The sequence below is a fragment of the Geobacillus sp. TFV-3 genome, assembly GCF_009901865.1.
GTDB lineage: Bacteria > Bacillota > Bacilli > Bacillales > Anoxybacillaceae > Geobacillus > Geobacillus thermoleovorans_A.
The window spans coordinates 3,055,773-3,068,761 of sequence record NZ_MPSP01000001.1; the positions used below are offsets into that span (position 1 = coordinate 3,055,773).

Consider the following 12,989-nt stretch of genomic DNA (forward strand, 5'->3'; position numbering starts at 1 on the left):
CAAAAAGGGCGTCCTTCTCTGCGAGCGGAACGCCCTTTTTTCTTTTTCTATTTTTCTGTCCATCCGACGGATTCGCGTTTTGTTTCATCACCAAGGGCGTGAAGCAAATCGTCGACAATGCGGATCCATGAGTATTGCTCCACCGCCAACTTGCGCCCGTTTTCCGCCATCTTCTCGTATTCCTCTCTCGGAAGGCAAAGCAACTCAAGGACCGCCGCAGCGATCTGTTCAGGATTTTCTGGAGGAGCGATTTTTCCGCAATGGTATGTTTCTAAAATCGCTGCGCTCTCCCCTTCGCCGCAATACAGCACCGGGGTTCCGGTGGCGATCGCCGGGAAAATTTTCGACGGCCTTGCTCCTTTAAACAAATCGATATTGCGCAAGGAAACGATGCTATAGTCGGTGATGGAGAAAATCTCCGGCATCTTCTCAACCGGAACCGATCCGTAAAACGTCACATTGTCAAGACCGAGCTCTTCTTTTAGCGCCATCAGCTTTTCCCGTTCCTGGCCATCGCCGACAAACAGGAAATGCGCCCGCTCCTCTTTCTCTTTGACAATGGCCGCCGCCCGCAGAACAGAATCGAGCCCTTGCGCGTATCCCATCGTTCCGGCGTACGTAAAGACGACTTTTCCTTCGAGCCCCAATTCCGCAAGCAACTCTCTGTTTTTCGGCAACGGGCGAAACACATCGGTGTTGACGCCGTTCGGCAACAAAAAGACGTCCTCTGGCGCCTTTCCCTGCTCAATCATATAATCGCGAATGCCTTCCGTCGCGGCGGCGATTTTCCACGCCTTCCGGTATAAAAACAGCTCGAGCCATCTCGCCATTCGGATGAACAGCTGATTTTTCAAAATGCCAAGTTCAACGGCGGATTCCGGCCAAATGTCGGCGACATTGAAGACAAACTTCGCTCGCTTCAGCTTGGCGCCAATATATCCCGTGATCCCCAAAAACAACGGTGGAGAATTGCAAATGATCACATCCGTCCGCTTCGCTTTCACAAGCAGCGAATAAAACGAGCTGAACGTAAACGAAAAATAGGAAGCGAGCCGTTTCCAAAAGCTTCCCTTTGGCGACGGATAAATCCATGTCCGATGAACGGGAATGCCGTCCCATTGTTCGAACAAATAAAACAGGCCGCGGTATGGCTCCGGGATGACGCCGTGCGGATGATGCGGGAACGCCGTGAGCACTTCCACTTGATGCCCCCGTTTGATCAGCTCTTTGCTCACCTCATACACACGAATTTGCGGTGCACCTGTTTCCGGTGGGAAGTGTTGGCATAGGTAAATGATTCTCATGGTTGGCTCCACACCGCTTTCCTACCGAATGGCAAACACACGTTCCACCTCAAGCGCCAAGAGGCGAGCGCAAACGAAGCAGGGAAAGGGGCAAATGCTTCATCGACATCGTGCCGATGTCCGCGGATGGATAAGCGTTGCCGTGAATGGATGGCCATCACAACCTTGCCAGCGTCCGGCCACCGGTTTTCCAGCTTAGCCTCCGCCGGCGACAAGCGGGCGCCCATCGCGGCGGCCGATATGACGGTTTGGTTCCTCATCGACTCCCTCCACCGCCTTTCAACGTTTGTTCATACAATCGGATCATGCGCATCGCATTTTCTGTCCACTCATAATGTTCATGGACATGGCGGACACCGTTCTCTCCCATTCGCCGCCTTAGCTCTCCATCAAGCAGCAGCCGTTCGAACGCCTCCGCCAGCTTTTCCGGGCTATTTTTCGGCACGATCAATCCCGTTGTTCCCTCACGGACGACCTCCGGCAACCCGCCGACGTTGGAGACGACAACGGGGACGCCGCACGCCATCGCCTCGACGGCGGCAACGCCAAAACTTTCGCTGTCTTCCGTCGAAGGCACGGCGAAAATGTCCATTTGGTTGATATACACAGGCACTTGTTCGTTTGGGACTTTGCCAGTAAACGTCGTCACCGCTTGAATGCCGAGTCGGGCGCTCAGCTCCTCGTATTCGCTCCGCTGCGGCCCATCGCCGACGATCAACAGCTCCGTTTGCGGATGGCGCTCATGCACGATGGCAAAGGCCTGGATCAAATCGGCGATCCCGTACTTGTCGGAAAGAGCTTTCACCGTGCCGATCGTCACAGTCCGCTTCGGTTGTCTCGGCAACGGTTTGAAGCGGGCGACATCGACCCCAAACGGCGTCACCTCAATCGGCTTGTCCGTATACTTTCCGGTTTCTTCCGCCATCACATGGCTTGTCGAACAAATGACATCAGCTTTCCGCAACGTATATTCCAGCATCCGCCGGTTCCAGCGGTTGACGTTTGGAAACTGGTACACGTCGCGCCCCCAGACGGAGACGTAAAACGGGTGGTACCCCGCAAGCGCCCCGATCAACCCATAGCTTGAGGCGTAATGGGCGTGCAAAATATCGGGCTGAAACGAGGCGAGCAGCCGCTTTAACGAAAACACCGTGGAAAAATACGACAACTTCCCCGGCAGCCATTTCGGCAGCACGACCGTCTCGACTTCTTTCGCTTGTTCCGGCCCGTAATGATCTTTGAACGTGACGACTTTCACATCGATGCCTTGCGTTTGGTAAAAGCGGGCCCACTTATGCGTATGGATCGATTTGCTTGGAGCCAATAAGGCGATTTTCATCGGAGGCCCTCCACCAACGTTTCTTTCACCTTTTCCACTCTCGCTTCCCATGAATGTTTCGCCATAAACGTCTCCGCAATGCGCGAGCGGCATTCCTCGAGCACGTCAGCCATCTTGGCAATCGCTTCTGCCATCGACGACGGGTTGTCGTCGCAAATGACGCCGTACCCGTCCGCTTCAATCAACCGCTTTTGCGCCGAACAAGCGGTGGCGACGATCGGTAAACCGCTTGATAAATAGTCGACAAGCTTGACCGGGACGGAAAAATCGTTGTATTCGCTTCTACGGCGCGGGATGAAGGCGAAATCCATCTCCGCATACAAACGGTCGAGCGCTTCGCCGCTGACGTGCTCGACGCGCACTTGCAAGACGGCAAGCTCCTCTTTCACCGCCAGCGGCTGTCGCTCGTACTCGTCTTTTCGGCAGACGACGGTGAGCGAAACAAGCGGCGTAGGGCGGTTGACCAAGCGAATCGCTTCCAGCAGAAGCGGAAGCCCATAGTCGGCATTGTTGATGCCGCCAACATAAATGGCATTCAGCGGCTGTTTCGCCTCTTGAGTCCGCTGCAGTTGCTTTTGTTTCCCCCCCGGCGGCAAATCAACCATCGGACGCCGGATCGCGACGTATGCTCCCATTTCGAGGCTCGGCAAAAAGATGACATCGCAGTACCGCTCGTAAAACCGCTCTTCCCAACGGTACATCATTTGCATGGCCGCTTTTTTCCAACCGCGGAGCGGATACAAATCAGGGAACTTCCAATACACATCGCGGTAAAAAATGCCGATGGGAACGTTGCGGGCTTTCAGGTAGCCGAGCACGTCCCGGTCGATGAACGGGCGTTGCGGCCGGTGCCCTGGGTCGGTCAGCCAAAGGGGAATCGTCTGGTTTTCCATATAGCAAAACCAGACGTCATCGAGCTTGCCTTGGCCGCGAAGCTCTTGAAATTGCTTCTCCCGCTCGGCTGACGTGCCAGCGATCAATAGAACATCTACTCCCTGCTTTGCTCCCCAGCGCAAAAACGCCTGATGCATTTCATACGGCCGCAGCTTTGACCCGCTGTTTCGTTCTGACGCGAGCGAAAAAGGATAATAAATCAATACCGTTTTCATCATTCATCCCTCATCGGTTATTCGCCTTTTCGTTGCAAGCCATGTCCTCACATCTCCCTGCACGCGCAGCCATAACGCCATTCCGCCAAACAGCGCCACAAGCAGCACCCAGGTCGGATTGAACAAAAAGTCGGTAAATCCACCGACAAGCGTGCGGGGAATGTTGATGGAAAAATAAACGAATAAACTTAAAAACAACGGATTTTTTGGAAGTCGAAGGAAAGCTATATACAACAGCTGTGTCACGACGGCAACATAGAGCGTGCCGACGACGATTCCCACATAGCCGAAGTTCGCATACGCCTCAGCGACAAAAAGCGTGTTGAGCACTCCTCCTGTCCCGTCTTCGATCCGCTCCGGAAACACGTGCAACATCACTAGGCGGGCGGAACGGACGTTCTCGACGTCAAACAGCCCCGTCAACATCGAAGGCAAGCTTTTTCCGTAAAGGAACGGCAGCGCTTCGCCGAACAAATTCAAATGAAGAAACGTCGGCGCGATTTGCGCCAAAATCATGCGGCCGATCGGGCCTTTGTTGTAGGACAAAAAAGTGGTGACATCCTGAACCCCTTGAATGACAATATACATGCCGACGAGCGCTGCCGCCCCCACCCCGCCGTACAGCGCCAGTTTCGCTGCCGACAACTTTGTTTTTCCAATGTAAATGCGAATAAGCAAAAACATCATCATGTAAAAGAAAATGGGCGATTTGGCCAAATCGTACACATTGACAAACACCGCCCCGACGAATAAGCAGGCGAACAACAGCTTCCACCGCCACTCGTTCGTCAGCACGGCAAACAAATAGGCAGCAAACGACAAAAGCGGCGTGAGCGTGATGGCGAAAATGTTGCGAAACAGCACGTTCCCGGCAAAATGGCGCGACGCCTCAACGCGCAGCGCAGCCAAGCTCTCGTCCGTCCCTGTCAAGAGCGCAAACAACGGAATCGTCGGCGTTTTCCAAATCATATACGCAATGGCGGCAAAACTGAGCAACGACAGCGCCAAAAACGTATAAAACACTTGGCTGCCCATCGCTCCGGCCAACGGGGACAGCGGCTTTTGCAAGTAGGCGCGAAACTCCTGCCTGGCTTCAAATCCGCACAGCCTTGAAACGACCACCATCGACAGCGGAAACACGATCATAACGAAGCAGACGACGAGAAACCCGATCTGCCGGTATTCCTCGGGCCGAAACAACTTGCGAATCATGTAGTAATCGTCAACCCCAAGCGCGATCAGCAGCGCGCCGATGAAGCTCGACAGAAGGAACGAGTAATAGTACACCATCGACACTAAGTTGGGCGCCGTCCACGAAAGCGTCCCCGCTGCATAGCGAAACATCAAGGTGGAGGCGACAAAAACCGTCAGCCAAATCAACACGTCCAACATGCCGACGCACCCTTATCGCTGTCCGATCGCCGCCACGATTTTCTCCGCCGCATGCCCATCGCCAAAGACGTCCGCATAAACAGGGGCGACTTCCTTATAGACTGCCGCGACGATCTTCTCGCGGTCCGTGCCGGTTAAGATGTTCGCACCGCCTTCGAGCGTTTCCACCCATTCGGTTTGTTCGCGCACCGTCACGCAAGGCACGCGGAGAAAATATGCCTCCTTTTGCACGCCCCCCGAATCAGTGATGATTTTTTTCGCTCCGCTCTCAAGCCGAAGCATGTCCAAATAGCCGACCGGATCGATCAGCTGAAGCCCCGGAATCGCCGAAGCATCCAAGCCGTATTCCTCGAGCTTATGCCGCGTCCGCGGATGAATCGGCCATACTTTCGTTCCTTCGATGTCGGCAAAAGCAGCCAAAATGGCTTTCAATTTGTCGGGGTCATCGGTATTTTCCGCCCGATGAATCGTGATCAAGTAGTACGATTTCTCCGCCAGCGACAAATCATCCAAAATCGTCGATTGGCGCTGCGCGAGCTCTTTGTTGTACAAAATGGCGTCATACATGACGTCGCCGACGTTCCAGACGTTTCGCGTAATATTTTCATTTCGCAAGTTTTCTACGGCCGTCTCCGTTGGGCAAAATAAGAGCTCAGACACATGGTCGGTCATGATGCGGTTGATTTCTTCCGGCATTTGCTTGTTGAAGCTGCGCAGCCCAGCTTCGACGTGGATGACCGGAATGTGCAGCTTCGCCGCGACCAACGCGCCGGCGAGCGTCGAGTTCGTATCACCATAGACGAGCACATAATCCGGTTTTTCCTGCATGACAATTTCCTCAATTTTGATCAGCATTTCCCCCGTTTGCTTTCCATGGCTGCCTGAACCCACCCCAAGATAGTAGTCAGGCGTCGGAATGTTCAACTCCTCAAAAAAAATGGCCGACATATTCGGGTCATAGTGCTGCCCGGTATGGATCAGCACTTCGGTGTATTGTTTTCGCAAGACGCGCGAGACGGGGGCAGCTTTGATAAACTGCGGTCTGGCGCCTAAAACGGTCGCGATTTTCATCCGAAACACCTCCTAGATCAGATGAACGGTTATCAAGTATTTTGCGCATTTTCGCCCTCGATCGTGCGCATCGGACGGCGCAAATCACGATCCACCCGGCTGGCAAAGAGCACGGCAATAAACAACCCCCAACCAGCGAGCACCCAGCCGTCAGCAAGCGGCGCATGCTGGACGTAGACGATGACGATGAGGGCGAGCAATGTACCGACCAAAACCAAAGCCATCTTTTTCCACGACACCGGCACAGGATGCACTTGCTGGCTTTTGCGAAAAATGAAGGCCACAGCGACAATATACGTAATGAGGCTGGCCGCGACCGCCCCCCAGCTGAGCCAAAGCGGCACCAAAACGGCGTTCAACGCCAAATGAAGAAGCGCCGCTAGCGTGAACACCCTTGAAATATAGCCGGTTTCCTTTGTCAAGAACAAGCCGGTGGAAACAATCAAATAATAAAAGTTCAAAAACGTGACGGCTGATAAAAACGGGATATAGGACGCTGCCTCTCGATATTCCGGTTTGAAAAACGTCTCTACAAGCCACGGGCTCACAGTGGCGATCAAAAGCAACCCAAACGCTCCAATGAGCAAAAGCGCCATATACACTTTCGCAAACAGCGCACGGCTTTCCGGCCGGTCTTTCATCGACATCGAATACGGACGCCACGCCATCTGCACGCCGCTCGTGATGAGCGTAATCACGGTCGCAAGCCGCAAGGCAACCCCAAACACCCCGACTTCCTCGAGCGACGCAAACCGTTGGATGAAAAACGTGCTGACGTTGGCGATCACCCAAAAGGCAAGCGAAGTCGGCACGAGCGGGGCGGCGTAGGCAAGCAGTTCCTTTAACACGTCAAGGCGCACCCGCCACACCATATACTTGAGAGTCAAATGCAGCATCAACAAAAACACGAGCGCGCTGCTTATGAGCCGGCCGATGAGCAGCCCTTCCGGCGTCGCTGCGAACCACCGAAGCGCCGCATACGACAGCCCAGCGACAAGCAGCATTTTCACGAGCGTCCAAATCACCACTTTTTTCGTTTGAAATTCAAACCGCAGCACCGTTGTCGCCATGACGAAAATCGTATCGAGCAACAAGGTCGCTATACTGATGTACAGCAAATCGACATAGCGAGGTTCTTCAAACAGCGCACCTGCGATCCACGGACCGGCCAAAACGACGGCCAAAAACAAGAGCGCGACGACAAACAGCCGGAAGTACATGACGTTGCGCACATACAAAAGGCGCTTCTCTTTGTCGTCCGTGTCGTAATAGTAAAAAGAGAGCGCCGAATCCGTGCCGAAAATGACGAGAAACGTCAGCATCGACGTCCATTGGTCGATCAAGTAGACCGCCCCGTACTGCGCTTTGGACAAATAGCTTGTATAAATCGGCAGCATCAAAAAGGCAATCAGCTTCGTGCCGACGTTCATAAACGCGTAAAGGAGCGAATCCGCTCCTAAACGCTTGAATGCCGAGAACAATTTATAACAACTCCCGCTCGTCGACCATTTTGCTGAAGCGCGCCGGGAATCCTTTCACGACCGTCTTCGGTTCCGTATCTTTCGTGACGAGCGCCCCAGCGGCGACAAACGTCTCTTCCGCCACCGTCACGCCCGGCAGCAAAATCGCCCCTCCCCCGACGCGCGCCCCGCGCTTGACAGTCGCCCCTTTGATTTTGGCGAACCGTTCTTCCGTCCGCCCCATGTAGTTGTCATTGGTCGTCGTGACGCACGGGGCGATGAACACATGGTCTTCGAGCGTCGTGTAGGCAGTGATGTAGGAGTTCGACTGGATTTTCGTCCGATCGCCGATTCGGACGTGGTTTTCCACGCACACCCCGCGCCCGACGATCACATATTGGCCGATGTGCACGTTTTCGCGCACGCTCGCCAAATCAGCGATCAATGTGTAGGCGCCGATCGTCGCTCCTCGATAGATGACGGCGTTGACGCCGATCGTGCAATGGTCCCCGATGACAAGCGGCGGCAGCTCGCCCGACAGCTTGACGGTGCTCGTTTTCGCCGGCTTCGGCGGTTTGCCGAGCACCGCGCCGTCGGCGATCGTCACGCCGTCGCCGATGACAGTTCCTTCATGAATCGTGACGCGATGGCCGATTTTGACGTCGTTTCCGATTTTCACATTCGCCTCGATGACAGTGAAATGGCCGATTTCGACACGTTCACCGCAAACGACAGAGGGATCGACAACGTTCATGGTTTCGTCTCCTTCGCTTACAATTTGACGTATTTCACTGGCTTCGACACGTCTTTCATGGCGTTGCGCGTATCAAAGACGACCCGGCTGTGGCGAGCAACCATCTCATAGTCAATGTTGGAGTGGTCGGTCGTGATCAAGACAAGATCTGACTGCTCAAGCAGCTCCGGCGTCAGTTCAACCGTCTCAATGACGCGGTTGCACGCCCGGAACGACGGCACATACGGGTCGACGACGGCAAATTCCGCCCCGTATTGTTCGAGCAGCTCGACGATTTTCAACACCGGCGATTCGCGCACATCGTCAATGTCTTTTTTGTAGGCGACGCCGAGCACCGTCACTTTCGAGCCGCGCAGCGCCTTCCCTTCTTCGTTCAAAATGAGCATCGCGCGGTTGACGACATATTCCGGCATCGCGTTGTTGATTTCGCCGGCCAGCTCGATCAAGCGTGTATGGTAGTTGTATTCGCGCGCTTTCCATGTCAAATAAAACGGGTCGATCGGAATGCAATGGCCGCCAAGCCCCGGGCCCGGGTAAAACGCCATAAATCCGTACGGCTTCGTCTTCGCTGCATCGATCACTTCCCAAACATCAATGCCCATCCGTTCACACAAAATGGCCATTTCGTTCGCCAATGCGATATTGATATGGCGGAACGTGTTCTCAAAAATTTTCTCCATTTCCGCAACCGCCGGGCTGGACACTTCGTGCACGTCTCCTTCGAGCACAGCGCGATACATCGCCGCCGCCACTTTCGTGCACGTTTTCGTCACGCCGCCGACGACTTTCGGCGTATTTTTCGTCTTAAACTGCTTGTTGCCCGGGTCGACCCGCTCCGGTGAATAGGCAACAAACACCGTTTCCCCGACGACAAGCCCTTTCTTCTCCAACGCTGGTTTGACAATTTCTTCGGTTGTCCCCGGATAGGTCGTCGATTCCAAAACGACAAGCATCCCTTCATGGGCGTATTTGGCGACTTCGTTCGCCGAGTTTTCGACGTAGGACGTATCCGGCTGGTGATGCTCATCGAGCGGGGTCGGCACCGCGATCGCCACGGCGTCGACTTCCGCGATGCGGGCGTAGTCGGTCGTCGCCACGAGCCGCCCTTGTTTGACCATCTCATGCAAATCTTCATCGACGACATCGCCGATGTAGTTAATCCCGTTGTTCACTTGATCGACGCGGCTTTGTTGGATGTCAAAGCCGATGACATGAAACCCTGCTTTCGCTTTTTCGACTGCCAGCGGCAGCCCGACGTAGCCAAGCCCGACCACGCCGATGACCGCGTCGCGTTTCTCAAATTTTTGCAACAGCCGTTCCGCGTAGTTCATTCGCTCCCATTCCTTTCTATTCAGATAGTTGCACTCTTGTCCCCGTTTCCGCTGAACGCAAAATCGCTTCGATCAGCCGAACTGGAGCCAATCCGTCCAAACCCGTGACGATCGGCTCGCGGTCTTCGCGAATCGCTTGCACCATATCTTCAATGATCCATTGGTGCCCCGGCTTGCCAAACGGGTCGGCATTGATCTCATCGATAAGCTTTGCCCGTTCTTCCTCGCTCACGCCTTCCGCTTCCCACGTTTCGATAAAGTTGGCCGTCCGGCCGCCGATTTTCACCGATGCCTTTTCGCCGAAAATGGCAATCGATTCTTCCAAGTTTTGCGGATAAATCGTCGTCGCTGCCTCAATGACGCCAAGCGCCCCGTTCTCGAACTCGACGACCGCCGCCGCGACGTCTTCCGTCTCAATCTTGCGCAGCCTTGTCGCCGCCATCGCTTGCACCGCCTTAACCGGCCCCATCAGCCAAAGCAGCAAATCCAAATTGTGAATCGCTTGGTTCATCAAGACGCCGCCGTCAAACTCTTTCGTCCCCCGCCAAGCCGCCTGATCATAATAGGCTTGATTTCGATTCCAGCGCACCGTGGCGTTCGCATGGCTCAGTTTCCCGAACATTCCGCGCTCCATCGCCTCTTTCAGCTTCCGAATCGCCGGACGGAAGCGGTTTGGATGGACGACCGCAAGCTTCACGCCATATTCCGTCGTCGCGCGGATCATCTCTTCAGCGTCGCTTGTGCGAAGGGCCATCGGTTTTTCCACGATGATATGGCGGCCATAGCGGGCCGCCAGTTTGGCCAGCGGCGCATGCAAGCCAGACGGAACGCAAAGGTTGACGACATCGATCTGTTCGTTCTCCTTCAACATCGTCTCCATATCAGTATAAACAGGAACGCCCGACACATCGCGCAAACGTTCGGGGTTCGTGTCGCAAACCGCCGCCAGTTCAGCGCCGTCCACCTTTTCAATGGCATCAATATGTTTTTTGGCGATATGCCCCATGCCGACAATGGCAAAACGGATCATGAAGAATAGTACCTCCTCGCGTCCAATATATACTTCCAAAGCACGAGCCAAACGACCGTCAAAAACAGGCCGAGGACAAGGCCGATCGCCGCGAGCTGCGCCGTATACGTTTTCGATTTCGCCACCGTTTCCGACAAAACAGCAGGTTTTTCGTAAAAGACAAGGTTGCCGCGGATGCGGTTGACGCGCTCCATCACTTCGGTCAAATCGTTTTCCGACTCGACCAATAAATCGCTGATGTCATTGAGCTGTTCCGGATTCAAGCGGCCCGACTGTATTTGCTCGCTATAATAATTGACTTTTTGCTGCAATGCGCGTTCCCGTTCTTCCAGCGCACGCAAGTATTTCGCTGTGACATCAATCCGCTCTTGCGAATGGCGCTCGAGCTCCTTGCTGTATTCCGACACCACCCGCTTCAATTCGCGGTTTACGTCTTGTTCATCGTCGCCTTTGACAGTGATTTGCACGTACTGCTCCTCCGGAACGACGACATCCAAGTTTTTCACCTCAGGAAACTTCGCTTCTATATTTTTCGGATCCGTCAACTCTTTGACGTCAATCGATCCGGTAAACACGACAGCTTTCCCCGTATACTGTTCCCCCTGCAGCAAAAGCCGCCCTGCGATGACGGTCAAAACGATCGTTGCAAGCGGAACAACAAGAAACCACCATTTTCGCTGCCAAAAAAAGCGCAAATATTCGTATAGTACAAACGGTCGTTTTTCCGCCGTCAATCCGGCCACCATCCCTTATCATAAAATAACAAAGTGCTGGGAACAAAACAAATGATCCAACGCCAAAGAAAACGCCATTGCTGTACGCAAGTGACGTTTCCTTTAGCCGATTGGGCGATCAAGCAAAATGGCGATAAAATTCCGCGATTTTTTCCACGACGTACTGTTGCTGCTCCTCTTTCAGCTCTGGGAACATTGGCAGCGACAGCGCTTCTTTCGCCGCTTTTTCCGCCTCCGGCAGTTGTCCTTCTTTATACCCGAGCGAAGCAAACACTGGCTGCAAATGCAACGGCAGCGGATAGTACACCATCGTCGCGATCCCTTGTTCTTTCAAAAACGCCTGCAATTCGTCGCGTTTCGGCGCCCGAATCGTATATTGGTGGAACACATGATAGCGCCCGTCGACTTCTTTCGGCGTCACAACAAGGTCGCCGACCGCCTTCTCTAGCAGGCGCGTATACGTCGCCGCATGCTTGCGCCGCAATTCCGTCCACCGGTCAAGATGCGGGAATTTGACGCTTAAAATCGCCGCTTGCATCTCATCGAGGCGGCTGTTGTAGCCGAGCACATGATGATAATATTTCGGCTTGCTGCCATGGACGCGGATGACCCGGCATTTTTCCGCCAGTTCGTCATCGTTCGTAATGATCATGCCGCCATCCCCGTAGGCGCCCAAGTTTTTCGTCGGGAAGAAGCTGTACGTCGCCGCCGTCCCAAGCTCGCCAACGCATTTCCCGTTGTATTTCGCGCCGATTGCCTGGGCGGCGTCCTCGATGACAACCAATCCGTTCCGCTTGGCAATCGCCACGATCGCCTCCATATCCGCCATTTGCCCGTACAAATGCACAGGGATGATGGCTTTCGTCTTCTCCGTCACCGCCGCTTCAATTTGCGCTGGATCGATGTTGAACGTCACCGGATCGATATCGACAAACACCGGTTTGGCGCCGGCGCGGGCAATCGATCCCCCAGTCGCGAAAAAGGTGAACGCCGTCGTGATCACTTCATCGCCCGGCCCAACACCGGCCGCTTGCAAAGCAATATGTATCGCATCGCTTCCATTGCCGCAGCCGATCCCGTGTTTCGCCCGGCTGTAGGCGGCAATTTCCGCTTCCATCTTTTTTACATAGCTCCCCAAAATAAAGCGGGAGGAGCGCATCACTTCGTCCAATACGCGCATGATCTCCGGCTTCAATTGTTCGTACTGTTCGCTTAAATCCAACATTGGCACGTTCATCGCAAGTTCCTCCAAACTCCAAAAAATATAATAAACATGTTTAGTTTATCACATTTGCGCCAATATATAATGACAGTTTTGTGGCAATGTTGATTGCACCGTCAAAAAATAAGCGAAGATGTTGCATAAACAGAGAATGAAAAGGGTATAATTTTCCAAAGACAAACAATTCCTCAAAAAAGCCGTTTGTCCCTAAAGTGACACAAACGGCCCATTTTGCTGAATTTT

At 53.9% G+C, this 12,989-nt stretch carries 12 protein-coding genes; all 12 read right to left on the reverse strand.

Going from position 1 to position 12,989, the window contains the following annotated elements:
- Positions 1 to 47 precede the first annotated feature (47 nt).
- On the reverse strand, positions 48 to 1,304 hold the full coding sequence (locus BJQ97_RS15585) for a glycosyltransferase family 4 protein (protein WP_160157271.1): 1,257 nt from the start codon (positions 1,302 to 1,304) through the stop codon (positions 48 to 50).
- Positions 1,301 to 1,564: a hypothetical protein gene (locus tag BJQ97_RS15590; RefSeq protein ID WP_160157272.1), complete on the reverse strand. Its 264-nt coding sequence runs from the start codon at positions 1,562 to 1,564 to the stop codon at positions 1,301 to 1,303. The genes BJQ97_RS15585 and BJQ97_RS15590 overlap by 4 nt, the downstream gene beginning before the upstream one ends.
- Positions 1,561 to 2,643 (reverse strand): glycosyltransferase, encoded by a 1,083-nt coding sequence (locus tag BJQ97_RS15595; protein WP_160157273.1) that lies wholly within the window; start codon positions 2,641 to 2,643, stop codon positions 1,561 to 1,563. Before BJQ97_RS15595 ends, BJQ97_RS15590 begins: the two co-directional genes overlap by 4 nt.
- Positions 2,640 to 3,755, reverse strand: coding sequence for a glycosyltransferase (locus BJQ97_RS15600; protein ID WP_160157274.1), 1,116 nt, complete (start codon positions 3,753 to 3,755; stop codon positions 2,640 to 2,642). Before BJQ97_RS15600 ends, BJQ97_RS15595 begins: the two co-directional genes overlap by 4 nt.
- Positions 3,756 to 5,144: an O-antigen polymerase gene (locus tag BJQ97_RS15605; RefSeq protein ID WP_160157275.1), complete on the reverse strand. Its 1,389-nt coding sequence runs from the start codon at positions 5,142 to 5,144 to the stop codon at positions 3,756 to 3,758. It lies immediately after the preceding gene.
- Positions 5,145 to 5,156: 12 nt separating this feature from the next.
- Positions 5,157 to 6,215: a non-hydrolyzing UDP-N-acetylglucosamine 2-epimerase gene (wecB, locus tag BJQ97_RS15610; protein WP_160157276.1), complete on the reverse strand. Its 1,059-nt coding sequence runs from the start codon at positions 6,213 to 6,215 to the stop codon at positions 5,157 to 5,159.
- Positions 6,216 to 6,247: 32 nt separating this feature from the next.
- Positions 6,248 to 7,696 (reverse strand): lipopolysaccharide biosynthesis protein, encoded by a 1,449-nt coding sequence (locus BJQ97_RS15615; RefSeq protein ID WP_160157277.1) that lies wholly within the window; start codon positions 7,694 to 7,696, stop codon positions 6,248 to 6,250.
- Between the two features lies 1 nt (position 7,697).
- Entirely contained in the window at positions 7,698 to 8,429 is a 732-nt protein-coding gene (locus BJQ97_RS15620) for an acyltransferase (RefSeq protein ID WP_160157278.1), read from the reverse strand.
- A 17-nt stretch (positions 8,430 to 8,446) separates the two neighbouring features.
- Positions 8,447 to 9,760 carry a nucleotide sugar dehydrogenase gene (locus BJQ97_RS15625; RefSeq protein WP_044732695.1) on the reverse strand — a complete coding sequence of 438 codons (1,314 nt, stop codon included), beginning with the start codon at positions 9,758 to 9,760 and terminating at the stop codon, positions 8,447 to 8,449.
- Positions 9,761 to 9,776: 16 nt separating this feature from the next.
- Entirely contained in the window at positions 9,777 to 10,790 is a 1,014-nt protein-coding gene (locus BJQ97_RS15630; protein ID WP_160157279.1) for a Gfo/Idh/MocA family protein, read from the reverse strand.
- On the reverse strand, positions 10,787 to 11,524 hold the full coding sequence (locus BJQ97_RS15635) for a GumC domain-containing protein (RefSeq protein WP_160157280.1): 738 nt from the start codon (positions 11,522 to 11,524) through the stop codon (positions 10,787 to 10,789). The genes BJQ97_RS15630 and BJQ97_RS15635 overlap by 4 nt, the downstream gene beginning before the upstream one ends.
- 118 nt (positions 11,525 to 11,642) lie before the next feature.
- Positions 11,643 to 12,761 (reverse strand): DegT/DnrJ/EryC1/StrS family aminotransferase, encoded by a 1,119-nt coding sequence (locus BJQ97_RS15640; protein WP_160157281.1) that lies wholly within the window; start codon positions 12,759 to 12,761, stop codon positions 11,643 to 11,645.
- Between the last annotated feature and the right edge of the window lie 228 nt (positions 12,762 to 12,989).

What these genes read in the sequence shown, in the direction of transcription:
- BJQ97_RS15585 (WP_160157271.1), bottom strand. Translation starts at nt 1,304, where the DNA reads ATGAGAATCATTTACCTATGCCAACACTTCCCACCGGAAACAGGTGCA.
- BJQ97_RS15590 (WP_160157272.1), bottom strand. Translation starts at nt 1,564, where the DNA reads ATGAGGAACCAAACCGTCATATCGGCCGCCGCGATGGGCGCCCGCTTG.
- BJQ97_RS15595 (WP_160157273.1), bottom strand. Translation starts at nt 2,643, where the DNA reads ATGAAAATCGCCTTATTGGCTCCAAGCAAATCGATCCATACGCATAAG.
- BJQ97_RS15600 (WP_160157274.1), bottom strand. Translation starts at nt 3,755, where the DNA reads ATGATGAAAACGGTATTGATTTATTATCCTTTTTCGCTCGCGTCAGAA.
- BJQ97_RS15605 (WP_160157275.1), bottom strand. Translation starts at nt 5,144, where the DNA reads ATGTTGGACGTGTTGATTTGGCTGACGGTTTTTGTCGCCTCCACCTTG.
- wecB (WP_160157276.1), bottom strand. Translation starts at nt 6,215, where the DNA reads ATGAAAATCGCGACCGTTTTAGGCGCCAGACCGCAGTTTATCAAAGCT.
- BJQ97_RS15620 (WP_160157278.1), bottom strand. Translation starts at nt 8,429, where the DNA reads ATGAACGTTGTCGATCCCTCTGTCGTTTGCGGTGAACGTGTCGAAATC.
- BJQ97_RS15625 (WP_044732695.1), bottom strand. Translation starts at nt 9,760, where the DNA reads ATGAACTACGCGGAACGGCTGTTGCAAAAATTTGAGAAACGCGACGCG.
- BJQ97_RS15630 (WP_160157279.1), bottom strand. Translation starts at nt 10,790, where the DNA reads ATGATCCGTTTTGCCATTGTCGGCATGGGGCATATCGCCAAAAAACAT.
- BJQ97_RS15640 (WP_160157281.1), bottom strand. Translation starts at nt 12,761, where the DNA reads ATGAACGTGCCAATGTTGGATTTAAGCGAACAGTACGAACAATTGAAG.